General features: G+C 72.5%; 20 protein-coding genes and 1 pseudogene. 4 read left to right on the forward strand and 17 right to left on the reverse strand.

The features are described 5' to 3' along the window. Nucleotides 1-4 precede the first annotated feature (4 nt). The 10 genes from ACZ561_RS11585 to ACZ561_RS11630 all read right to left on the reverse strand — a co-directional run bounded on the left by ACZ561_RS11585 (nucleotide 5) and on the right by ACZ561_RS11630 (nucleotide 9,878). A complete protein-coding gene (locus ACZ561_RS11585; protein WP_470992596.1) occupies nucleotides 5-346 on the reverse strand; it encodes a hypothetical protein in 342 nt (113 codons plus the stop codon). A gap of 79 nt (nucleotides 347-425) precedes the next feature. Then, entirely contained in the window at nucleotides 426-1,085 is a 660-nt protein-coding gene (locus ACZ561_RS11590; RefSeq protein WP_470992599.1) for an ABC transporter ATP-binding protein, read from the reverse strand. 326 nt (nucleotides 1,086-1,411) lie between these two features. Then, the gene (locus ACZ561_RS11595; RefSeq protein ID WP_470992998.1) at nucleotides 1,412-2,314 is read right to left on the reverse strand and encodes an ABC transporter ATP-binding protein; all 903 of its coding nucleotides are present in this window, start codon (nucleotides 2,312-2,314) and stop codon (nucleotides 1,412-1,414) included. A gap of 116 nt (nucleotides 2,315-2,430) precedes the next feature. Next, nucleotides 2,431-3,267 carry an ABC transporter permease gene (locus ACZ561_RS11600; protein WP_470992602.1) on the reverse strand — a complete coding sequence of 279 codons (837 nt, stop codon included), beginning with the start codon at nucleotides 3,265-3,267 and terminating at the stop codon, nucleotides 2,431-2,433. Next, entirely contained in the window at nucleotides 3,260-4,225 is a 966-nt protein-coding gene (locus tag ACZ561_RS11605) for an ABC transporter permease (RefSeq protein WP_470993001.1), read from the reverse strand. Before ACZ561_RS11605 ends, ACZ561_RS11600 begins: the two co-directional genes overlap by 8 nt. 23 nt (nucleotides 4,226-4,248) lie before the next feature. After that, on the reverse strand, nucleotides 4,249-5,856 hold the full coding sequence (locus ACZ561_RS11610) for an ABC transporter substrate-binding protein (RefSeq protein ID WP_470992605.1): 1,608 nt from the start codon (nucleotides 5,854-5,856) through the stop codon (nucleotides 4,249-4,251). Between the two features lie 99 nt (nucleotides 5,857-5,955). After that, entirely contained in the window at nucleotides 5,956-7,032 is a 1,077-nt protein-coding gene (locus tag ACZ561_RS11615; protein ID WP_470992608.1) for an acyl-CoA dehydrogenase family protein, read from the reverse strand. Beyond that, nucleotides 7,029-8,219, reverse strand: coding sequence for an acyl-CoA dehydrogenase family protein (locus tag ACZ561_RS11620; protein ID WP_470992611.1), 1,191 nt, complete (start codon nucleotides 8,217-8,219; stop codon nucleotides 7,029-7,031). Before ACZ561_RS11620 ends, ACZ561_RS11615 begins: the two co-directional genes overlap by 4 nt. Beyond that, on the reverse strand, nucleotides 8,216-9,184 hold the full coding sequence (locus ACZ561_RS11625; protein WP_470992614.1) for an NADPH:quinone oxidoreductase family protein: 969 nt from the start codon (nucleotides 9,182-9,184) through the stop codon (nucleotides 8,216-8,218). Before ACZ561_RS11625 ends, ACZ561_RS11620 begins: the two co-directional genes overlap by 4 nt. Before the next feature lie 109 nt (nucleotides 9,185-9,293). Beyond that, complete coding sequence (locus ACZ561_RS11630) at nucleotides 9,294-9,878, reverse strand: helix-turn-helix domain-containing protein (protein ID WP_470992617.1); 585 nt, start codon at nucleotides 9,876-9,878, stop codon at nucleotides 9,294-9,296. 17 nt (nucleotides 9,879-9,895) lie between these two features. Here ACZ561_RS11630 and ACZ561_RS11635 point away from each other — a divergent pair, with 17 nt between their 5' ends. The 3 genes from ACZ561_RS11635 (at nucleotide 9,896) to ACZ561_RS11645 (ending at nucleotide 12,776) form a co-directional block, all read left to right on the forward strand. Next, nucleotides 9,896-10,900 carry an NAD(P)/FAD-dependent oxidoreductase gene (locus tag ACZ561_RS11635; RefSeq protein ID WP_470992620.1) on the forward strand — a complete coding sequence of 335 codons (1,005 nt, stop codon included), beginning with the start codon at nucleotides 9,896-9,898 and terminating at the stop codon, nucleotides 10,898-10,900. A gap of 41 nt (nucleotides 10,901-10,941) precedes the next feature. Further along, nucleotides 10,942-11,841 (forward strand): SDR family oxidoreductase, encoded by a 900-nt coding sequence (locus ACZ561_RS11640; protein WP_470992623.1) that lies wholly within the window; start codon nucleotides 10,942-10,944, stop codon nucleotides 11,839-11,841. Nucleotides 11,842-11,996: 155 nt separating this feature from the next. Further along, on the forward strand, nucleotides 11,997-12,776 hold the full coding sequence (locus tag ACZ561_RS11645; protein ID WP_470992627.1) for a VOC family protein: 780 nt from the start codon (nucleotides 11,997-11,999) through the stop codon (nucleotides 12,774-12,776). 1 nt (nucleotide 12,777) lies between these two features. On the opposite strand, the gene ACZ561_RS11650 is transcribed toward ACZ561_RS11645, so the two are convergent. The 6 genes from ACZ561_RS11650 to ACZ561_RS11675 form a co-directional block, all read right to left on the reverse strand. Next, nucleotides 12,778-13,611 carry an enoyl-CoA hydratase/isomerase family protein gene (locus ACZ561_RS11650; protein WP_470992630.1) on the reverse strand — a complete coding sequence of 278 codons (834 nt, stop codon included), beginning with the start codon at nucleotides 13,609-13,611 and terminating at the stop codon, nucleotides 12,778-12,780. A gap of 81 nt (nucleotides 13,612-13,692) precedes the next feature. Continuing rightward, nucleotides 13,693-14,445, reverse strand: a complete 753-nt coding sequence (locus tag ACZ561_RS11655) for a PIG-L deacetylase family protein (protein ID WP_470992632.1) — start codon at nucleotides 14,443-14,445, stop codon at nucleotides 13,693-13,695. 17 nt (nucleotides 14,446-14,462) lie between these two features. Next, complete coding sequence (locus ACZ561_RS11660; protein ID WP_470992635.1) at nucleotides 14,463-15,362, reverse strand: SIS domain-containing protein; 900 nt, start codon at nucleotides 15,360-15,362, stop codon at nucleotides 14,463-14,465. 70 nt (nucleotides 15,363-15,432) lie between these two features. Beyond that, nucleotides 15,433-16,584 (reverse strand): GntR family transcriptional regulator, encoded by a 1,152-nt coding sequence (locus tag ACZ561_RS11665; protein ID WP_470992638.1) that lies wholly within the window; start codon nucleotides 16,582-16,584, stop codon nucleotides 15,433-15,435. An 85-nt stretch (nucleotides 16,585-16,669) separates the two neighbouring features. Then, complete coding sequence (locus ACZ561_RS11670) at nucleotides 16,670-17,968, reverse strand: alpha/beta fold hydrolase (protein WP_470992641.1); 1,299 nt, start codon at nucleotides 17,966-17,968, stop codon at nucleotides 16,670-16,672. Between the two features lie 73 nt (nucleotides 17,969-18,041). After that, the gene (locus tag ACZ561_RS11675; protein ID WP_470992644.1) at nucleotides 18,042-19,493 is read right to left on the reverse strand and encodes a cellulase family glycosylhydrolase; all 1,452 of its coding nucleotides are present in this window, start codon (nucleotides 19,491-19,493) and stop codon (nucleotides 18,042-18,044) included. A 171-nt stretch (nucleotides 19,494-19,664) separates the two neighbouring features. Here ACZ561_RS11675 and ACZ561_RS11680 point away from each other — a divergent pair. Then, nucleotides 19,665-20,769, forward strand: a pseudogene (locus ACZ561_RS11680) (ABC transporter ATP-binding protein). 24 nt (nucleotides 20,770-20,793) lie between these two features. Here ACZ561_RS11680 and ACZ561_RS11685 read toward each other — a convergent pair. Beyond that, the gene (locus ACZ561_RS11685; RefSeq protein ID WP_470992647.1) at nucleotides 20,794-21,363 is read right to left on the reverse strand and encodes an RICIN domain-containing protein; all 570 of its coding nucleotides are present in this window, start codon (nucleotides 21,361-21,363) and stop codon (nucleotides 20,794-20,796) included. Nucleotides 21,364-21,413 lie beyond the last annotated feature (50 nt).

Consider the following 21,413-nt stretch of genomic DNA (forward strand, 5'->3'; position numbering starts at 1 on the left):
CGGGCTACCTCGGATCGCCGTCCGAGGTGACGTCGAAGTCGGGGGGATCGTCCTCGCCGACCGATCGACGGTTCTCCTGCCACTCCCGCACCGCGGACTTCGCCTGCTCCAGGAGTTCGACGAGGACGACGCCGGTCACCCCTTGGAGGACGACAAGGACGATCTCGGTCCCGAGGCCCATCGGGGTGCCGTGCTCGTCCGGCGTGGCCCGCTGCTCGACCCGTAACTCCCCCTTCTCGAGCTTCTCCTTCACGATCCGCTCGCGCGTGAGCCAGGTCAGCAGGGCGTCGACATCACTGCGTGATGTCTCCTGAACCGGCCTGATGTGGATCTCGCGCTTCGTCACACCCTCCCCTGGCGTCATAACTCACCATCATGGCACGGCAGTTGCCCTCAGTACGATCCACTTGCAAGAGAATTCGAGGTCAGGCCGCCACGCAGTCGGACCACTCGACCGTACGGTCGCACCAGCGGTCGAGCAGGACGCGGTCGTGTCCGACGGCGAGCAGCCCGGCGCCTGATTCCGCGCGGTAGGACTCCACCACGGCGACGAGGGCCGCCGTGGTCGAGGCGTCGAGCATGGCCGTCATCTCGTCGCAGACCAGCCAGCGCGGGCGGAGCACCAGCGCCCGTGCCAGGCATGCGCGTTGGAGCTGTCCGTCACTGACCTCGTGCGGGCGGCGCGCCAGCAGGTCGTCGGTGAGGCCGACGGTGGGGGCGAGTGCGGCGAGCCGTTCGGGGATCTCCGCGCGGCGGCCGCCGGCCCGCAGGGGTTCGGCGATCAGATCGCGCAGCCGCAGCCGCGGGTCGGCGGACATCCGGGGCTGCTGGAACACCACTCCGACGGAGGTCCGCAGGGCGCGCGGGGCACGGTGGCGCCAGCCCCGCGCCTCCTGTCCGTCGATCGTGACGCGGCCGGCCTCCGGCCGGTGGAGCAGGGCGGCGACCCGGGCGAGCGTGGACTTGCCGCACCCGCTGGGTCCGAGCAGTCCGACCGACTCGCCCGGTTCGAGCGTCAGCGAGGCGCCGCGGAAGACCGGCGCGCGGCGGTCGTAGCCGGCAGTGATGGCGTCGAGTTCAAGCACGGGGCACCCCTGGTGCGACGGGAGCGAGGAGATGGCCACGGGCCGCCTCCGGTCGACGGGTGGACGCACACCACGGCTCCGCGCCACAGCGCGCCTCACAGCCAGGGCCGACGGGGCTCGGCCGTGACACGCCTACGCGCCGGGGCGGGCACGACAGCTCCGCGCCACCGCGCACCTCACCGCCGGAGCCGGCGGGGCTCGACCCCGGGGCACCGACATGCCCGGGCGAGCACCACGGCTCCGCGCCACGGCGCGCCTCACCGCCGGAGCCGACGGGGCTCGACCCCGGGGCGCCGACCTGCGCGGGCGGGTGCTCGGCCGGGTCGCTACGCATCGGGACCCTGCCCCACGGGGTGGTGGCAGGCCACTCCGGCGAGCGGCGAGGGCAGCGTGCCGCAGACTTCCGTCGCCCGCGCGCACCGCGGGGCGAACGCGCAGCCGGGCGGCAGTGCGGTCAGCTCGGGCGGCATACCGGGGACGGGGGTGAACGCACGGTCGGGAAGGGCGTTCAGCAGGCCCCGGGCGTACGGGTGGCGCGGGCCCGGCGCGCCGAAGAAACGGTGGGCTGCCGTCGTCTCGACGATCCGGCCGGCGTACATGACCGCCACCCGGTCGGCGATGCGTTCCGCCGCGGCCAGGTCGTGGGTGATCAGCAGCAGCGCCCGGCCCTCGTCGGCGTGACGGCGCAGTTCGTCGACGGTCCGCTCGACCAGGTCACGGTCGAGGCCGGTGGTCGGCTCGTCCGCGAGCAGCAGCGGGGCGTCGCCGATGAGCGCGAGGGCGGTCGCGGCGCGCTGGGCGAGGCCGCCTGAGAGTTCGTGCGGATGGCGGTCGAGGTGGCCGGCGGGGAAGGCGGCCCGTTCGGCGGCGGCCTCGGCGGCGGCACGACGCTCCCGGCGCGGAGCGCCGGTCAGTTCGCGGACGGTCTCCTCGAGCTGGGCGCGCACGGTCCGCACGGGCGTGAGATGGGCGGCCGGGCTCTGCGGTACGAGGCCGACGCGCCGTCCTCGTACCGTACGGGCCAGGGTCCGCTCGTCGGCGGCCAGCAGATCGACGCCGTCGAGCAGCGCCGTGCCGGACGCCACGGCGTTGCCGGGCAGGAGTCCGAGGAGCGCGGAGGCGAGGACGGACTTGCCGCAGCCGCTCTCGCCGACGAGAGCCAGGCACTCCCCCGCCGCAAGGTCGAAGTCCGCGTCGGTGACGGCGGCGACATGCCGTCCGCCGCGCATCCGGAAGCGGACGGAGAGCCCGCGCACACTGAGGACGGCCTCGTCGGCGCTCGCCCTACCTGCGGCGGGGGGACCCCCAGCGGTGACGGCCTCCAGGGCTCGTACGAGGCGCGGGTTCACAGCATCAGCTCCGATCGGCGGCGCGGGTTGAGCCGGTCGCGCCACACTCCCGCGAGGCCGGCGATCGCGAGTGTCGGCACGATGAGCAGCAGGCCGGGGAAGAGCGTCGGCCACCAGTCCCCGGCGAGCAGCGAGGAGCGCGCGGACTGCACGAGGTTGCCGAGGCTGGCCTGGTGGCTGGGGAGTCCGAGGCCGAGGAAGGAGAGCGCGGACTCGTGCCACATGGCGTGCGGCACCATCAGGACGGCGGCGAGCCCGGCCTGCGGCAGGACGGCGGGCAGCAGATGGCGCGCGGTCACGCGCCACCGCGAGGCGCCGCCGGAGATCGCCGCGTCGATGTAGGGGCGCGAGCGGAGCGAGAGCACCTCGGAGCGGACGATCCGGGCGGTCGAGAGCCAGTGCGTGAGGGCGACGGACACGATGACCGGCCACACGCCCGGCCGGAACATCGCCACGATGAAGATGCCGAGCAGCAGGTGCGGTACGGAGGAGAAGGCGTCGACGAGCCGCATCACGACCCGGTCGGTCCAGCCGCCGAGGGAGGCGGCCGCCGCGCCGACGGCGGTGCCGATGACGGTGGCGACGAGCGCGGCGACCAGGCCGACGAGGAGCGAGATCCGCAGCCCGTAGACGCAGCGCAGCAGAAGGTCGCGGCCGACGTCGTCGGTCCCGAAGGGGTGCTCCCAGGACGGCGGGAGGAGCTTCAGGGACAGGTCGACGGCCTGTTCGTCGAGTTGGACGAGCGGCGGTACGAGGAGCACGGCGAGCGCGACCGCGCCGACGATCACCGCGGAGGTCCACAGCCGTACGCGGCGGGCCGGACGGTCAGCCATCGAAGCCCACCCTCGGGTCGGCGAGCCCGTACAGCAGGTCGGAGAGGAGGTTGCCGAGGAGCACGGCGGCGGTGGCGAGCACGGTGAGCGCGGCGAGCAGCGGGAAGTCCACGGAGGTGGCGGCCTGGACGGTCGCGGCGGCGATGCCGGGCCAGCTGAAGACGGTCTCCACGAGGAGGGCTCCGGTGATGAGTTCGGGGACGCGGGAGCCGACCAGGGTGAGCATGGGCAGCATGCCGGAGCGCAGGGCGTGGCCGAGCAGGACGGTCCGCTCGCGCAGGCCACGCGCGCGTGCGCCGCGTACGGGGTCCTCCTCCAGGGCGTCGCCGACGCCCTGCCTGACGTACAGGTAGAACCAGGGCAGTTGGGAGACGCCGAGGACGAGGGCGGGCAGCACGAGGTGGCTGATCACCTGGTCGGCGGTGACGGTGTCGCTGGCGGTGTCGGTCAGACCGCCGGCCGGCAGGGCGCCGAGCCTCAGGGCGAAGAACCAGATGGCGAGCAGCCCGAGCCAGAAGGCGGGGGCGGCTTCCAGTGTGTACGCGGCGGAGCTGACGGTCCGGTCGAGGAGGCCGCCGCGGCGGCGGCCGGCGAGGACGCCGAGCGCCGTGCCGAGCAGGATGGCGACGAGGAAGGCGGTGGCGGCGAGGAGCGCGGACCAGCCGATGCGCTCGGCGATGACGTCGGAGACGGGCTGGCGCATGACGCTGGAGTCGCCGAGGTCGCCGCGCAGGGCGGCGGTGAGCCAGTCCCACCAGCGGGTGACGAGGGGCTTGTCGACGCCGAGGTTGGCGCGGAGCTGGTCGAGGTTCTCCTGCGAGGCGGTGAGCCCGGCGGTGCCCGCGTACGCCTTGACGGGGTCGAAGGGGGAGGCGGCGGCGACGGCGAAGACCGCGAAGGTGACGGCGAGGAGGACGGGGACGGCGGACAGGGCCCGCCGTCCCGTCATCCGGGCCATGGCCCCCCAGGGGAGGCGCCGGCTCACTTCCTGGCGTCCTTGGGGATCCACGCCTCGACGTTCCACCAGGGGCCGGAGGCCAGGCCGTGGTCGTGCGGCTCGATCTGGGTGGAGAGTCCGTTCCAGCTGTCGTTCACCACATAGAGGTGGTCGATGTGGGTGAGGAACGTGTAGCCGGGGTTCTTCACGAGCTCGCGCTGGACGGTGGCGTAGGCGGCGTGCCGCTTGACGGCGTCGTTCGTCCGACGGCCGTCCTCCAGCGCCTTGTCGACGGCCTTGTTGTCGTACCAGGCCATGTTGTTGAAGCCGTCGCCGCCGAGGGTGGACTTCAGGAGCAGGTACTGGTCGAAGTCGGGGTCGCCGGGCGAGCCGCCGCCGGCGAGGACCGCGTCGGTCTTCATCCGGGGCTCGATGACCTCCCAGGTGCCGCCCTGGGTCTTGATCTCGATGCCGGCCTTCTTGGCGTCCGAGGCGTAGGCGAGGGCGTGGTCCTGGCGGAGCTTGTCGCCGGAGAGGTACCAGAGCGGGAACGTGGCCCGTACGCCGTTCTTCACACGGATGCCGTCGGGGCCGGGCTTCCATCCGGCCTCGTCGAGGATCTTCTGGGCGCCCGCGAGGTCGTGGCGGCGTTCGGTGCCCTTGGCGAACCACTCGCTGTCGGTGGGGACGGGTCCGTAGGCGGGCTTTCCGGCGCCCTCGAGGATCTTGTCGACCATGGTCTGCCGGTCGACGGCGACGTCGAGGGCGCGGCGGACGGCGGTGTCCCCGGTGACCTTGTCGTGGGTCGGGAGCGTGACGGTCCGGTAGTCGTAGGTCTTCGCGGCGTAGGTCTTCTTCGCCTTGTCGTTCTCGAAGCCCGCGGCAAGGTTGGGCGGCAGGATGGCGGCGTCCAGGTCGCCGACGCGGAGCCGGGTGGCGCGGACGTCGTCGTCCTTGATGATCGCCATGGTGAACTTCTTCACCCGGGGCGCGCCGTTCCAGTAGGTCGGGTTGGCCTTGAAGCTGAGCTTCTCGCCCTTGGACCAGTCGCTCAGGACGTACGGTCCGGTGCCGATCGGCTTCGTGGTGAAGGCGCCGGTGTTGACGTCCTGCTTCGCGGCGACGTGCTCGGGGGCGATGGCGTGGACAGTGCGCTCGGCGAAGGGCGCGTAGGGGTACTTGAGCCGGAAGACGACGGTGTCGTCACCGACCGCCTCGACGCTCTTGAGGGCGTCGAGTTCGGTGCGGGAGGGGTTGTTCGTCTTCGGGTCGAGGATCGTCCGGTACGTGAAGACGACGTCCTTCGCGGTGAAGGGGACGCCGTCGCTGAAGGACACGTCGTCGCGGAGGGTGTACGTGTAGGTGAGGCCGCCGTCGCTGATGCGGGGCAGCTTCAGGGCGAGGGCGGGCTTCAGCGTCATGTCGCCGTCGAAGGCCAGGAGGCCGTCGAAGATCTTGGAGTTGCCGTCCTTGCCGTAGCCGAGGAGGGGGCTGAGGGTCTCGGGCTCGTAGGCGATGCCGACGACCGCGGAATCCTTCGGGCCGCCGGAGCCCGCGGCTGTCCCGCCCGGGTTCGAACAGGCCGCCGCGGTGAAGGCCAGGGCTCCGGCCAGCGTCGCGGCGGCCGCGCCGCGTATGGATCGGGCGGTCATCGTGTCCACACCCCTCTTGAAGATCAACTGCTGTTGCGAACGACTCGCAATTAAACAGTATGTAAAGGGGTGCGGACACGAGGGCCCCTTACTTCCGCCCTAGGCGGGGGCCGGGAGGCCGACCAGCGCGGCGACGGCGTCCTGGTGCCGCCCCGCCGAACCCAGCGCGATCTGGTCGGACTTGGCCCGCTTCAGCGCGAGGTGGGCGGGGTGCTCCCAGGTCATGCCGATGCCGCCATGCAGTTGGACACACTCCTCGGCCGCGTGGACGGCGACCTTCGAGCAGTACGCCTGGGCCACGGCCACCGTCAGCGGGGCGTCGGGGCTGCCGGTGGCCAGCGCGTCGGCGGCGGCGCGGGCCGCCGCCCGGGCGTTCACGACCTCCAGCCAGAGCTGCGCCATCCGGTGCTTCAGCGCCTGGAAGGAGCCGACTGGCCGGTTGAACTGGTAGCGCTCGCGGGTGTGGCGGACGGTCTCCTCCAGACACCACTCGGCCAGCCCGAGCTGCTCGGAGGCGAGCAGCCCGGCACCCGCGAGCAGTCCGCGGCGGATCGCCGCGCGGGCCGTGTCCGCGTCCGCGAGCCGGGTGCCGCTCGTCCCGTCCGTGGAGACCGCCGCGAGCGGCCGGGTCAGGTCGAGAGGGGTCTGCGCCTCGACCGTGGCATCCGCGGCCGGAACCGCGTACAGCCCGTCGGCACGGAGCACCAGCAGGACGTCCGCCGCGGCCGCGTCCGCGACACCCGTCACCCGCCCGGTCGTGGGCGGCACCGCGTCGGGGTCCGCCGAGAGCGGGACGGCGAGCACCGCCACCGTGCGGCCGCCCGCGAGACCGGCGAGGAGCTCGGCGACGGGCCCGCTCTCCGGGTCCAGCGCGAGCAGGGTCTCGGTCGCCACCACGGCACTCGTGAGGTACGGCGCCGGGGTCACCGCGCGCCCGAGCTCCTCCAGGACGACGGCCGCCTCGCGGTGGCTCGCGCCCTGCCCACCGAGTTTCTCGGGGACGAGGAGTCCTGCGGCGCCCATGTCGCCGGCGAGCGACTTCCAGAGGCCGGGGACGTACGGATCACCGCTCTCGATCCGGCCGAGCACCATGCTCGGGTCCGCCCGGTCGGCGAGCAGGGAGCGGACCGCCGCCCGCAGGTCGTCCTCGGTCTCGGAGTAGAGCAGATCAGTCATCGCGCGAGGTCCTTCCAGGCGACGTCCTTGTCGTTGCGGGGCTCGGCGGGCAGGCCGAGGACGCGTTCGGCGACGATGTTGAGCAGGACCTCGGTCGTGCCGCCCTCGATCGAGTTGCCCTTGGAGCGCAGATAGCGGTAGCCGGCGTCCCGGCCGGTGAAGTCGACGAGATCGGGGCGGCGCATGGTCCAGTCCCCGTACAACAGCCCTTCCTCGCCGAGGAGTTCGACCTCCAGGCCGCTGATGGCCTGGTTGAGGCGGGCGAAGCCCAGCTTCATGGCGCTGCCCTCGGGGCCCGGCTGTCCGGCGACGAGCTGCTGACGCAGCCGCTCGCCGGTGAGACGGGCCACCTCGGAGTCGACCCAGAGGTCGAGCAGCCGCCGGTGCAGATCGTGGGTGCGCAGCTCGGGCCGCTCGCGCCAGGTCGTGGAGACCGGCCCGATCATCCCGCCCTCGCGGGGGATGCGGGCGCCGCCGATGGAGACCCGCTCGTTCATGAGCGTGGTCTGGGCGACGCGCCAACCGTCGCCGATCTCGCCGAGCCGGTGGGCATCCGGGATGCGGACGTCGGTCAGGAAGACCTCGTTGAACTCGGCCTCTCCGGTGATCTGGCGCAGGGGACGGACCTCGACACCGGGGTCGGTCATGTCGCAGATGAAGTAGGTGATGCCCCGGTGCTTGGGCAGGTCCGGGTCGGTGCGGGCGATGAGGATGGCCCAGCGGGCGACGTGCGCGCTGGACGTCCACACCTTCTGGCCGTTCACGACCCATGTGTCGCCGTCGCGTACGGCTCGGGTGCCGAGCGCGGCGAGGTCGGAGCCGGCCCCGGGCTCGCTGAAGAGCTGGCACCACACCTCCTCGCCGACCCAGAGCGGCTTGAGGAAGCGCCGCTTGACGTCCTCGGAGCCGTAGGCGAGAACGGTCGGCGCGGCCATACCGAGGCCGATGCCGATCCGGCGGGGGTCGTTGTCGGGGGCACCGGCGGCTGCCAGTTCGGCGTCGACGACGGCCTGCAGGGAGCGCGGGGCGTCCAGGCCGCCCAGGCCCACGGGGTAGTGCACCCAGGCGAGTCCGGCGTCGAAGCGGGCCCGCAGGAAGTCCGTGCGGTCGGTGGTGGCGGGCGGGTGCTCGGCAAGCAGCTGCCCGGTCCGCGCGCGGAGCGCCTCGGCGTCGATCGCGGCGGTCATCGGGTGACCCCTTCCGGGAGGACGACGAGTCGGCCGGTGGTGACACCCTCGGAGACCCGCTGCACCGCGTCCGCCGCGCCGGCGAACGGCACCCGCTCGCTGACCAGCGGCTTGATCAGGCCCTTGGCCGCGTACTCGGTGAGGGTCTCGTGGCAGCGCAGGATCGCGGCCGGGTCCTTCAGGTTGTAGAGGCCCCAGTGGAGTCCGACGATCGAGTAGTTCTTGACGAGGGCGTGGTTGAGGGCGGGCGAGGGGATGGACCCGCTCGCGAAGCCGACGATCACGATCCGGCCCTCGAAGGCGACCACCTTGGCGGACTGCGCGTATGCCGCGCCGCCGACGGGGTCGTAGATCACGTCGGCGCCCCGGCCGCCGGTGGCCTCCTTGACGGCGGCGATGACGTCCTCGGAGTGCCGGTCGACGACGACGTCGCAGCCGAGCGCGCGGGCGACCTCGGCCTTCTCCGCTCCGCCCACGACGCCGATGACGGTGGCGCCGGCCGCCTTGCCGAGCTGGACGGCGGCGCTGCCGACGCCGCCCGCCGCGGCGTGGACGAGGAGGGTCTCGCCCTCCTTGAGCGCGGCACGTCGGAACAGGCCGAACCACCCGGTCTGGTAACCGATGTGGAGCGCGGCCGCCTCGGCGTCGTCGAGCGCCTCGGGCGCGGGGAGCAGGGCCGCCGCGTCCGCCACCGCGTACTCGGCGAGGCCTCCGTACGGGAGGGCGGGGGTCGCGATGACCCGGCGGCCGTCCTCGGTCTCGCCGCAGATCTCCACGCCGGGGGTGAAGGGCAGCGGGGGCCGCACCTGGTACTGGCCCCGGCAGAGGAGGGCGTCGGGGAAGTTGACGTTGGCGGCGCGCACCTTGAGGAGCACCTGCCCCTCGCCGGGTGTCGGGGTGTCCACCTCGTCGAGCTGCATCACCTCGCCCGGCTCGCCGTTCTCGTGCACTCGCCATGCCTGCATCGCGGTCCTCCACCAGCCGTCGTCCGTACTGCGCGGTCGGTCGCATACTAAGCGGTCGCTTGTGCCTGGTGGAACCATGCGCCGGGTACTTCTTCCGCCCGGGCCTCCGTCAGGACGCCTTGGGCCTGGCCCTCACATGCATCCGTTCACCCTGCGGCCCGAACAGGCTCAGAAACTCCACCGGGCCGTCGGCCGTCGGCCCGAACCAGTGCGGCACGCGGGTGTCGAACTCGGCCGCCTCCCCCGCGCCGATGACCACATCGTGCTCCCCGAGGACGAGCCGCAGCTTCCCGGAGAGGACGTAGAGCCACTCGTACCCCTCGTGGACCCGCTGCTCCACCGGGCCCTCGGCCTTCTCCTGCACGATCTTGTACGCCTGGAGGCCACCGGGCTGGCGGGTGAGCGGATACATGGTCCGGCCGTGTCGCACGATCGGCTTCGCGCGCACCCGGGGATCGCCGACGGGCGGGGCGCCGACCAGCTCGTCGAGCGGCACCTGATGGGCCCGGGCGATGGGCAGCAGCAGCTCGAGACTCGGCTTGCGCTGTCCGGACTCCAGGCGGGAGAGCGTGCTCACGGAGATCCCGGTGGAGGCGGACAGGTCTCCCAGCGTGGCGCCGCGCTCGCGCCGGATGCGGCGCAGCCGCGGGCCGACCTCGTTCAGTACGTCGTCGATGCGCTCGTCGTCGGTCATGGTTTCCATTTGCGGAAATGGCAAGAGCGTTTGTCAAGCGCGCCGGCTGGGGCGAGGGTCGACGCATGGACATGAACGAGCGGTACGACGTGGTGGTGGTGGGCGGCGGCGCGGCGGGGCTGAGTGCGGCCCTGATCCTCGGCCGGTCACGGCGGAGGACCCTGGTGATCGACGCCGGCGAGCCGCGCAACGCTCCGGCCGCCCATATGCAGGGCTTCCTCTCCAGGGACGGCATGAGCCCGGCGGAATTCCTGCGGGTGGGACGCCGGGAGATCGCCGCGTACGGGGTGGAGTGGGCGGCCGGACGCGTGACTGCGGCGGTGTCGGACGGTGCCGACGGCTTCGTGGTGACCGTGGACGACGGCCGTCGGATATCGGCGCGCCGGCTCGTCGTCACCACGGGCCTCGTGGATGAGCTCCCGAAGATCGACGGCGTCGCCGAGCGATGGGGTCGCGATGTGCTGCACTGCCCGTACTGCCACGGCTGGGAGGTCCGCGACCGTGCCTTCGGGGTGGTCGCGCATCCGGTGATGGGCGTCCATCAGGCCCTGGTCGTCGCGCAGTGGTCCGACGACGTGACCCTCTTCCTGCACACCGCCGAGGAGCCCTCCGAGCAGGACCGGGCCCGGGTGGCGGCGGCCGGAATCGAGGTGGTGACGGGCGAGGTGGCCGGTCTGGTCGTCGAGGACGACCGGTTCGCGGGCGTACGCATGGCGGACGGACGCGTCGTCGCGCGTGACGTGCTCTTCGTCGGGCCGCGCATGACGCCCCGGGACGGCCTGCTCACCGCGCTGGGCGCCACCACGCGCGAGACGCCGCTCGGCCCGTTCGTCGCGGTGGACGAGACAGGGCGGACCGATGTCCCCGGTGTCTGGGCGGCGGGGAACGCCATCGGCGCGCAGGAGCAGGTCATCAACGCGGCGAGTGGGGGCTACCGGGCCGGCGTGGCGATCAACATGGAGCTGATCATGGAAGACCTGGACCGCAAGGTCGCGGCAGGGGCCGCGACGACCGGGGGCTGACGGGTCTTCAGTTCTTGCCCGTCTCGCGCTATCGATGCGGCATGACCGACGAAGCGCCGGACCTGCCGGGACTCCCCGCCCCTCCCCCGCTCGGCGCCACCGCGCTGCCACCGGGGACGTACGAGGGGCGGGTGGTCCTGGTGACCGGGGGCGGGTCGGGCCTGGGGAGGGCGATCGCGGCGGAGTTCGCCCGGCTCGGGGCGGAGCTGCTGATCGTCGGGCGTACGGCCGCCCGGCTGGAGGCGGCGCGGGACGGTCTGGCCGGGATCGGCGGGAGGCGGGTGGCGACCGCCGTCTGCGACATCCGCGACGCCGATGCCGTCGCCGGGGTCTTCTCCTCCTGCGAGGCGGCGCTCGGCTCCCGTCCGGATGTCCTGGTCAACAACGCGGCGGCCAACTTCCCGGTGCCGGCCGAGGAGTTGACGCCGAACGGCTGGCGTGCGGTCGTCGACATCACGCTGACGGGCACCTGGTTCATGACCCGGGAGTTCGCCCGCCGCCACCTCGCGGCGGGGACTCCGGGATCCGTCGTGAATGTGGGGGCCTCGTACGCCTGGACCGGCGGTCCAGGCTTCGCCCACTCGGCGGCGGCGAAGGCCGGGGTCAAGAACCTGGTGGAGACGTTGGCTGTGGAGTGGGGACCGTACGGGATCCAGGTCAACGGCCTGGTGCCGGGGCTGATGCCGCACGAGGACATGACGTCCGACATCCGGGGCGCCCTCGACCGGGCGCCGCACCAGGACACCCGGCAGCCCGCCCTCCGCGTGGGGTACCCACGCGAGCTGGGCTGGGCGGCGACCTTCCTGGCCTCCCCGTACGCCCGGTTCGTCTCCGGGCACACACTGGTCGTCGACGGCGCGAACTGGCAGCGCCGGGCCCTGGTCAACGATCCCGTGGTGCCCGTGCGCGAGCAGTTGGGGCGGGGGCGGTTCGGGGAGTGACGCGCGCCGGCCCACGCGGATCACGCCGGCCCACGCGAATCACGCTGGTCCACGCGGATGAACACGGGCGCCTGCGGCTGCGGGGGCGGGGGCGAGCGTGGAGGATCGGCGAGGGTGGCCGGACGACCTCCAGACGTGGAAAGGCAGGGCACGACATGCTCGGTACGGACTTCACCAAGGGCTCCCCCAGCTGGATCGACCTGGGCAGTCCCGACACGGCGGTCGCCGCCGGGTTCTACACCGCCGTCTTCGGCTGGGAGTTCGCCTCGGCCGGTCCGGACGCCGGCGGCTACGGCTTCTTCCAGCAGGACGGCCGTACGGTCGCCGCGCTCGGGCCGCTGACCGAGGAGGGCGCGCGCTCCTCCTGGACCGTGTACTTCCAGACCTCGGACGCCGACGCCACGGCCAAGACCGCGGAGAGTGCCGGAGGCAGGGTGCGCGCGGAGCCCTTCGACGTCATGGACGCCGGACGGATGGCGCAGCTGACCGATCCGGGCGGCGCCGATTTCGCGGTGTGGCAGCCGGGCTCGGTGAAGGGTCTGGAGAAGACCTCCGAAGACAACACCCTGTGCTGGGCGGAGCTGCACGTCCCCGATCCGCGGGCCGCCGTGGAGTTCTACGGCAGGCTGTTCGGCTGGCGCTCGCAGGACATGGACGCGCCGGGGATGACCTACCGGGTGCTGTCCACGGCCGAGGGCGACCAGCAGGACGCCTCGTTCGGCGGGATCGCCGAGCTCCAGGAGGGCGGGGACCACGCGCGCTGGATCCCGTACTTCGCGGTGGCGGACGTGGACGACACCGCGGTGCGGACGCAGGGCAACGGCGGCTCGGTCCTCATGCCGGCGGCGGACATCCCCGACGTGGGCCGGATCGCCTGGCTCGCGGACCCGTTCGGAGCCCCCTTCGCCGTCCTCAAGCCGGCCCCGCAGGGGTGAGTCAGCGGCCCTCGAAGCGTGGGGGCCGGCGGGCGGCCTTCGCCGCGTAGCCCTCGCGGGCGTCGTCCGAGGAGAGGGTGAGCGCCGCGGCGAGGGCGGTGCGGTCCAGGGTCGCGGTCATGGCGTGATCGGCGTAGGCGTCGATGTTCCGCTTGACGGCGCGGACGGCGAGGGGCGCGTTCGCCGCGATGGCGGCCGCGGTCTCGCGGGCGGTGCGGTCCAGCTCGTCGCGTGGTGTGACGAGCTGGACGAGCCCGAGCCGTTCGGCGGTGGTGACGTCGATACGGCGGCCGGTGAGCGCGAGGTACTTGGCCCAGCCGGCGCCCGCCTCGCGGGCGATCCTCAGGTCACCGCCCGCGTCGACGGCGACGCCGAGGGTCGCCTCGGGCAGGGCGAAGACGGCGTCGGCGGCGGCGATCCGGACGTCCGCCATGAGCGCGAGCTCGAACCCGAAGCCGAGGCAGTACCCCTGGACGGCGGCCACGACAGGCTGGGGCAGCCGGGCGAAGACGGCGAAGCGCTCATGGACCCAGCGGATGCCCTCGTCGTACCGCTGGATCCGCTCGGCGACCGTGGCTCCGGTGATACCCCCACCGGGCGCGGAGACATCGATCCCGGCGCAGAACGCCCGCCCCTCGGCCCGCAGCAGTACGACCCGCACCCTCTCGTCGAACCGGATCCGGTCGGCCATCAGCCCGAGCTGCCGACTGGCCTCCCAGCTCCACCCGTTGAGCTTCTCGGGTCGACAGAGGGTCAGCACACCGACGCCGTTCTCGACGATGAGCGTGAGCCGCTCCTCGCCGTCCGGGATCTCCGTATCGAGCGTGTCGATCACCTTGCCCCCAACCTCCTGACAGATCGTCAGGTTAGGTGCTCGGCACCACGAGAGGAAGGCCGCACCCCGTTCGGACGGGCCTCAGCGGGGGAAGAGCTCGAAGGCGACGGTCGGCCGGTCGCCGTAGCGCGGCGCGAAACGCCGGTTGTTGCCGTCGAGGAACGTGCGGATGTAGGACTCCGGATCCTCGTCCGTCAGGGCCTCGATGTAGGCACGGTGGGCCAGGAGGGACTGGACGGCGCGCTCCTCGCCGGGCGTGGCGTCGACGGCGTGGGTCGGGGTGTTGGAGCCGGCGACCGCCACCCAGCGGACGCCGTTCCACGGCTCCATGCCCTGCTCGGTCAGCTCGGGGAAGATCCAGCGGTTGCCCGCGTCGCCGGCCGCGTCCAACGTCGCGCGGCCCACGGCCACGTGGTCCGGGGTGTTCCAGAAGCCGCCCACGCCCGTGCCCCAGGTGTCACGGTGGTTCAGGGTGACGACCAGCTCGGGACGGTGCCTGCGGATCGCCGCCGCGATGTCGCGGCGCAGGCCGAGTCCGTACTCGATCACGCCGTCCCGGTGGTCCATGAACTCCACCGTCGGCACCCCGACGACGGCCGCGCTCGCCCGCTGCTCCTGCTCGCGCAGTGGCCCGCAGGCGGCGGGGTCGAGCGAGTCGATGCCGGCCTCGCCGCGGGTGGCGAGGACGTAGACGACCTCCTTGCCCTCGTCCGTCCAGCCGGCGACGGCCGCGGCGCAGCCGTACTCGAGGTCGTCCGGGTGGGCGACCACGGCGAGCGCGCGCTGCCAGTCACCGGGCATGTCTTCGAGTTGCGTGGTGCTCGTGTCGATCATGGCCGCAGGATACGGCCTCAGACCCGGATCGCTCCGGAAAGGATCACCGAGCGCGACGCATGGCGGGGACGGTCCGGGTTGAGCCCGCGTCGCACCGCGAGCGTGACGGCGAGTCGCTGGGCACGCACCAGGGCGGCCACCGGATCGATGGCGTCGGCGGCGAACAGCGCCCCGGTGGCCTCCACTTCGTCCCGCAGGCCGGCCGGCGCCGGGCCCAGACAGCACACGAGGCTGGACCGGTCGCTGATGATGATCGGCCCGTGGCGGTACTCCATGGCCGCGTACGACTCCGTCCAGGCGCGCGCCACGCCCCGAAGCTTGTGCGCGGCCTCGTCGGCGAGTCCGACGGTCCAGCCCGTACCGAGGAAGGTGAACTGGCGGCGCTGCTCCCAGGCCGTCGGCAGAGGTTCGTACAGAGCCAGTTCGGCGTCGACGATCGACGGGGCGAGGTCCACCCCGAGCCCGGCGCGCAGCAGTTGGAGGGCTGTGGTGGCGAACCGGGTCTGGGCCACGGAGCGTTCGTCGGCGTAGTCGAGGCCGATCACCCGGTCCGCGTGGCGCGCCGCGCGGCTGTCCGGGACGCCGGTCAGGACGAGGGTCGGGATGCGCCCGGCGGCCCTGGCGAGGAGCGTCGCCACCTCCGTCGTCGTACCGGAACGGGTGAGCGCGACGATCCGGTCGTAGCCCCGCCCGAGCGGGGTCTCGTCGGAGGCGGGAAAGGCGTCGGTCTCGCCCTGGCCGAGGGATTCGCGCAGGGCCGCGTAGGCGCGGGCGATGAAGTACGAGGTGCCGCAGCCGACGACCGCGATCCGCTCACCGCGCCGGGGCAGCAGATCGGCGTGGTCGGCGGCCGTGTCCGCCGCGCGCCGCCAGCAGTCGGGCTGGCTGGCGATCTCGGCATTGACGTGGGTGGTCATGTCCGGTCCTCTCCTCATGGGTGGTCCGGACCGAGTTCTATCCGCCCCGCCACGGGCGATCAATGAGCAATCAGGACTCACTTCTTGGACTTTTGCGCCCGCCCGCACCACGCGCCCCCGCGCCGCAGGACGCCCTGACCACGAGCCGGGGCCGCAGCTGCACCTGGTGCAGCGGGGAGGCGTCGCCGTCGGTGAGCCGTCGCAGCAGGATCTGCGCGGCGAGCCTGCCGACCTGGAACTTGGGCGGTGAGACGGCTGTCAGCGGGGTCTCCGCGACGTCCGCGAACTCGTTGTCGTAGCTGATCAGGGCGAGGTCCTCGGGGACGCGCAGCCCCGCGCGGCGTGCGGCGGCGAGCACGAGCGCGGCCTCGCGGTCACCGAAGCAGAGCCCGGCGGTGACCCCCGCTCCCCGCAGTTCGGCGACGGCGCGATCGGCCCGTTCGGGGCTCCAGCGGTCCCCCGCGTCCCGTACGCGCAGCGGCTCGTGGAGGCCGAGGTCGGCGACGGCCCGGTCGAAACCGGACTCGATGGGCTCGGTGGTCGGTGCGTCGGTGCGGACGAGGAGCGCGACCCGTTCGTGGCCGAGGGCCCGCAGATGGCGTACGGCGTCGTAGGCGCCGCCCTCGTGGTCGGTGCAGACGTGTTCGGTGGGGTCGCCCGGACCGTACGCGGCGAGTCGGCGCTCGACGAGGACCGCCGGGACGGGCAGCGCGAGGAGTTCGTCGGCGCGCCGGCCCGGGTCGGTGGCGGTGTGCAGAGAGGGGACGAGCAGCAGCCCGTGGACGCCGGAGGAGAGCAGCCGCCGGACGGCGGCGTCCTCCTCGTCGGGGTCGTAGTGCGAGCAGGCGAGGACGAGCCGGGCGCCGGCAGCGGCGAGTTCCCGCTCGATGCCCTGGAGGACGCGGGGGTAGTAGAAGGTGGTGTCGGGGACGAGCACCCCCACGACCCTGCGGTCGGCGGCGGTCGCCCCCTCACCGTCCGGTCGTTGTGCGGCGAAGGTCCCCGCGCCCTGGCGGCGTTCGACGAGGCCGAGCGCGACGAGGTCCTCGTAGGCGCGGCGGACCGTGGTCAGTGAGAGGCCGGTCTCCGTGGCCAGGGCCCGCTCGGTGGGGAGCTTGGAGCCGGGTGGCCAGGTGCCGTCGAGGATGCCGCGGCGCAGCTCGGCCATCAGGGCGCGGAACTTCAGCTCCCGTCCGGACGCCGGCACGTCGTTCCCCGCCATCCCGGCCTCCCGCGTGCTCACCTCGATTGCTGCCCGATTGCGCGGCGAATCCTATCCCCGGCGCATCGGATCCCGCCCGGGCCGTTCAGACCTCTCCGCGGGCGAGCGCGAGCAGCCGGTCCAGGACACGGGGGCCGCCGGCCCGGACGCCGTCGTGCTCGAACTCGTCCGTGACCCAGGTCCGCAGGCCCCGGATCGCGCGGGCGGTCTCCAGGGAGTGCGCGGTGTCCACGTACAGGTCGTCGTGGTAGACGGCGGCGGCGACGGGCACCTCGTTGGCGGCGAGGCGGGCAGGGTCGTAGAGGGGCGCCCAGTCCTTCCGTTCGGCGAGCAGCTCGGCTGTCTCGCGCAGCGGGCGCAGGGCGGGGTCGGTCTCGAAGTGCCAGGGATGGACGGTCTCGCCCGTGAACATGAGCGGTGCGTCGCCGGCCAGGGTCCTCTCCGGGTCGAACTCCGGGAACTCGGCGCGGACGCGTTCGGCGGCCCAGGCGGTGGGGCCCTGCCCCTGGGCGTAGATGGCTTCGTGGAGCAGGGCGTAGAGCGGGTGTCCGGCGTACGAGAGGGCGGCCTGGACGTTCTCCAGGAAGGCGTCCGAGAGCGCGGGCCCGGCGGGTGTGGGGACGAAGGCGTCCTCCAGCAGGAAGTGGAGCTGGTGGGTGCCCTCCCCGCTGCCGAGAAGGATCCCGAGGGACTGGAACGCGGCCGGGGTGAGCCGTCCGCCGGACGGGAGGGTGACCTCGTGCGCGTGCAGGTGGGCGGCGATCTCGCGGGCGCGGTCGACGTCCTGGGGGTAGCGGGCGTAGTGGGCCTCGACCTTGCGGCGGATACGGGGGTAGGCGGCCCGGTAGACCTCGTCGGCGGTGGCGTGCAGGGACGGCAGCCCGCCGGTGATCAGGACCGTCCGCAGGCCCTCGGGGGCCGTGGACAGGTAGTGGGTGGCGCAGAAGCCGCCGAAGCTCTGGCCGAGCACGGTCCAGCGGGCTCCGCCGGTGAGCCGCTTCCGGATCAGTTCGCAGTCCTGGACGATCGAGTCGGCCCGGAAGTGTGCGAGATGGTCGGCCTGCTGCCGCGGGGTGCCGCGCAGGGGCAGGGTCTGGCGGTTGGCGGGGGTGGAGTTGCCGGTGCCGCGCTGGTCGAGCAGGAGGACGCGGAACTCCTGGACGGCCCGTCCGAGCCAGGCCTGGCGGCCGATGAAGCGGCGGGCGCCGAAGCCGGGCCCGCCCTCCAGGTACACCAGCCACGGCAGGTCGTCCCCGGACTTGTCGCTCGCGACGGCCTCACGGCCGTAGACCTCGATCTGTTCGCCTTCGGGATCCGCGTGGTCGAGCGGCACGGTGAAGCGACGGTCGGTGAGGACGAGGCCGGGCTGGCGGTAGCTGGTCAATGCTGCTCCTGTTCGATACGCCCCCGCCCGCCCAGTGGATCACAGGGTGCGGGCGGGGGCGTATCGAGGTGGGTCAGGAGGTCGGGAAGTCGTCGGCCGTCCTGATGCGGTCGCGGATCCAGACACCGGCCGGCTTGAGGGAGCCCGTGCCGGCCCACGGCCCGTTGTCGGCGCAGGTGCCGACGTTGAAGACGGCTCCGCTGCGGTTGTCGTCGGAGAAGTTCCAGTTGACCCAGCTGATCTTCCTGGCGGCCATGAGGTCGAGGAACCGCTGGGTCATCGCGAAGTCGTTGGCGCCCTCACCCGCGTAGTTCTGGGTGCCGAACTCGGTGACGAAGACGGGCAGCTTGTCGGCGGCGCGGGAGAGGGTGTTCAGGTACTCGTCGCGGTGCGAGTACGCGTAGAAGTGGAAGGTGTACATGATGTTGGCGGCGTTCACCGGGTTCGCGACGATCTCGGACTCGTCGGCGCCCTCGGACACGCCGAGCGAGGACCACGCGCGCGTACCGACGAGGATCGGGGTCTCGGCGTCCTTGGCACGGATGACGGGGATCAGCTGTTCGGCGTAGCTCTTGATCCGGGACCAGGCGACGCCGCTGGGCTCGTTGGCGATCTCGTAGAGCAGGTTGGTCTTGGCGCCGTGGCGCTGGGCGATCTCGGTGAAGAAGGTCTTGGCCCGGGCGAGGTTGTAGTGCGGGTCGCCGGGGTCGAGCATGTGCCAGTCGACGATCACGTACATGCCGCGCGCGGTGGCCTGTTCGATGAGCGAGTGGGCCAGATCGGTGTACTTGCGCGGGTCGGTCTCGTACCCGTCCTCCTGGACGTAGGTGGAGACGCGCAGGACGTCGGCGTTCCAGTCCTTGGCGAGCGCGTCGAGCGAGCCGCCGGTCAGACACTGGCTGTACCACTGCGTGCCGTGGCTGGACATGCCGCGCAGCTGAATGGGCTTGCCGTACTGGTTGCAGAGCTTGGTGCCGCAGACCTTCAGCTGACCGTTGATCGCGGCCGGGGTGTCGGCGACGGGCGCAGCGGTGTCGACCTTGAGGTGGTCGACGTTGGGGCCGCCGTTCGCGGTGGTGGCGGTGGCGCGGATCGTGTTGGCGCCCGCCCTGAGGTCGGCGGTGACGGTGGTGGTGGTCCACGTGGTCCAGGCGCCGGTGCCCGCGAAGGCCTTGCCGGAGGCCGCGATCGCGCCGTTGACGGAGATGTCCATGGGGCGGTTGGTGGTGGTGCCGTTGGCGTACCGCAGGGTGAGGGTCGCGGTGCCGGCCTGGGCGGCGCTGACGTTCCACTGGACGTAACCGCCTGCGGCGTTGTCGTAGTTGACGAACCCCGAGCCCGTGAAGCCGGTGTGGTTGGACTCGACCGCGCCGCTGGAGAGCGTGGCGCTCTCGGCCTCATGGGTGACGGGGGCGCCCACCGCCGTCGACGGTGCGGCGGCGAGGCCGAGGAGCAGGGCGGTCACAGCGGTGCCGGCGGCACCCAGTGAGCGCAGATGGAGACGTGCCGATCGTGCCGATGTCATGGGGGTCTCCCGGAACGATGGATTGGAAGGAAAGTTTCCTAACGGATGAATAGCAGTCCGATGGAGCGCCTCGCAAGGGTCATGACAAGAGACGGAGTTCAGCGGGCTGTCGGAACCCCGGACGGTCCCGGCCCCCGTGCGCACCGCCCCCGACGCTCCTAGCGTGGATCCGTGATCCGGTTCGAGCAGGTCAGCAAGGTGTACGCGGACGGCACCACGGCCGTCGACGGCCTGTCGTTCGACGTCGCCGAGGGCGAACTGGTCACCCTGGTCGGGCCGTCCGGTTGCGGCAAGACGAGCACGATGATGACGGTCAACCGGCTCATCGAGCCGACGTCGGGCCGCATCCTGGTCGACGGGGAGGACATCGCGAAGGTCGATCCGGTCGAGCTGCGCAGGAGCATCGGTTACGTGATCCAGCAGGTCGGGCTCTTTCCGCACCGGACGGTCCTCGACAACACCGCGACCGTGCCCTCGTTGATCGGCTGGAGGAAGGCCCGGGCCCGCGCCCGCGCCGCCGAACTCCTCGATCTGGTCGGCCTCGACCCCAAGGTCTACGGCGGCCGCTACCCTGCCCAGCTCTCCGGCGGACAGCGCCAGCGCGTCGGCGTGGCCCGCGCGCTCGCCGCCGACCCGCCGGTGCTCCTGATGGACGAACCCTTCGGGGCGGTCGACCCGGTCGTCCGCGGGCACCTCCAGAACGAGTTCCTGAACCTCCAGGCCACCGTGCGCAAGACCGTCCTCCTGGTCACCCACGACATCGAGGAGGCCGTCGGGATGGGCGACCGGATCGCCGTGTACGGGGAGGGCCGCATCGAGCAGTTCGACACGCCGGCGGCGGTGCTCGGCACCCCCGCCACGCCGTACGTCGCCCAGTTCGTCGGCGCCGACCGGGGCCTCAAGCGTCTCTCGGTCACCGAGATCGAGCCGGACGACCTGGAACAGCCTCCGGTCGCCCGCCTGGACGAGCCGGCCGCCGACGCGGCGGCACGGCTGGGTGGCCGCCGACACCCTCGACCTCGCCGGCCAGGAGGGCACGGTGGGCGGCCTGGCCCGCCGTATGGATGCCTGGGTGTCGGTGGGCGCCCCGCTGAAACAGGCGTTCAGTGAGATGCTCCAGCACGACGCGGGCTGGGTGGCGGTCCTCGACGGCCCGCGATTCCTCGGCGTCCTCACCCCCGCCAAACTGCACGAGGCTCTGCGGCGCTCGGTGGACGCCGAGGCTCGGGGAGTCGGGCGGGGGGAGGTCGAGTTCGGCTCGGTGGCGGACGCCTGAGGGGGTGGATCACCCACGCGGCGGTCAACCCGCCAGGCGCGCGGTCCAGCGGCGGGAGGCGTCGGAGTCGCAGGTGAACTGGACGAGCGGCACGTTGTTGTCGGTGGAGCGCCCACCGGCCACCGTCATGCACTTGCCCGTCTGCACATTGACGATCTGGTAGGTCCGGCCGCTCCAGTTGGTCACCCTCCATCGGCGCGAGGGGTCGCTGTCACAACTGAACTGGACCAGCTCGACGTTGTTGTCGGTGGAGCGCCCGCCCGCGACCGTCGCGCACTTGCCCGTCTGCACATTGACGATCTGGTGGGACGAGCCGTCCCAGTTGGCGATTCTCCAGCGGCGCGAAGGGTCGGTGTCGCAATCGAACTGGACCAGCTGGACGTTGTTGTCGGTGGAGCGCCCACCGGCGACCGTCGCGCACTTGCCCGTCTGCCCGTTGACGAGGTGGAACTGGAGGGTTCCCGATATCCGGGCCTCCGAGCTGTTCCGCGTGGTGGGCTGCGCGCCCGCGGGAGCGGGCAGCAGCAGGACGCCCCCGAGTACGGAGACGGTCGCGGCCGACAGCAGACGACGCGCCTGGGTGTTCTTCCTCATGGAGTGCTCCTCTTGCGTGGTGCGAAGGGCTCGATCGCAAGGTGGGAGAT

It is taken from the genome of Streptomyces sp. NPDC039609, assembly GCF_055596705.1.

Bases quoted from the DNA above. Each gene is read 5' to 3' on its own strand.
- ACZ561_RS11615 (WP_470992608.1), bottom strand. From the start codon at position 7,032: ATGACTGATCTGCTCTACTCCGAGACCGAGGACGACCTGCGGGCGGCG.
- ACZ561_RS11600 (WP_470992602.1), bottom strand. From the start codon at position 3,267: ATGGCTGACCGTCCGGCCCGCCGCGTACGGCTGTGGACCTCCGCGGTG.
- ACZ561_RS11645 (WP_470992627.1), top strand. From the start codon at position 11,997: ATGCTCGGTACGGACTTCACCAAGGGCTCCCCCAGCTGGATCGACCTG.
- ACZ561_RS11605 (WP_470993001.1), bottom strand. From the start codon at position 4,225: ATGGCCCGGATGACGGGACGGCGGGCCCTGTCCGCCGTCCCCGTCCTC.
- ACZ561_RS11595 (WP_470992998.1), bottom strand. From the start codon at position 2,314: ATGCGCGGCGGACGGCATGTCGCCGCCGTCACCGACGCGGACTTCGAC.
- ACZ561_RS11625 (WP_470992614.1), bottom strand. From the start codon at position 9,184: ATGCAGGCATGGCGAGTGCACGAGAACGGCGAGCCGGGCGAGGTGATG.
- ACZ561_RS11665 (WP_470992638.1), bottom strand. From the start codon at position 16,584: ATGGCGGGGAACGACGTGCCGGCGTCCGGACGGGAGCTGAAGTTCCGC.
- ACZ561_RS11630 (WP_470992617.1), bottom strand. From the start codon at position 9,878: ATGACCGACGACGAGCGCATCGACGACGTACTGAACGAGGTCGGCCCG.
- ACZ561_RS11685 (WP_470992647.1), bottom strand. From the start codon at position 21,363: ATGAGGAAGAACACCCAGGCGCGTCGTCTGCTGTCGGCCGCGACCGTC.
- ACZ561_RS11660 (WP_470992635.1), bottom strand. From the start codon at position 15,362: ATGACCACCCACGTCAATGCCGAGATCGCCAGCCAGCCCGACTGCTGG.
- ACZ561_RS11635 (WP_470992620.1), top strand. From the start codon at position 9,896: ATGGCAAGAGCGTTTGTCAAGCGCGCCGGCTGGGGCGAGGGTCGACGC.
- ACZ561_RS11655 (WP_470992632.1), bottom strand. From the start codon at position 14,445: ATGATCGACACGAGCACCACGCAACTCGAAGACATGCCCGGTGACTGG.
- ACZ561_RS11675 (WP_470992644.1), bottom strand. From the start codon at position 19,493: ATGACATCGGCACGATCGGCACGTCTCCATCTGCGCTCACTGGGTGCC.
- ACZ561_RS11640 (WP_470992623.1), top strand. From the start codon at position 10,942: ATGACCGACGAAGCGCCGGACCTGCCGGGACTCCCCGCCCCTCCCCCG.
- ACZ561_RS11620 (WP_470992611.1), bottom strand. From the start codon at position 8,219: ATGACCGCCGCGATCGACGCCGAGGCGCTCCGCGCGCGGACCGGGCAG.
- ACZ561_RS11610 (WP_470992605.1), bottom strand. From the start codon at position 5,856: ATGACCGCCCGATCCATACGCGGCGCGGCCGCCGCGACGCTGGCCGGA.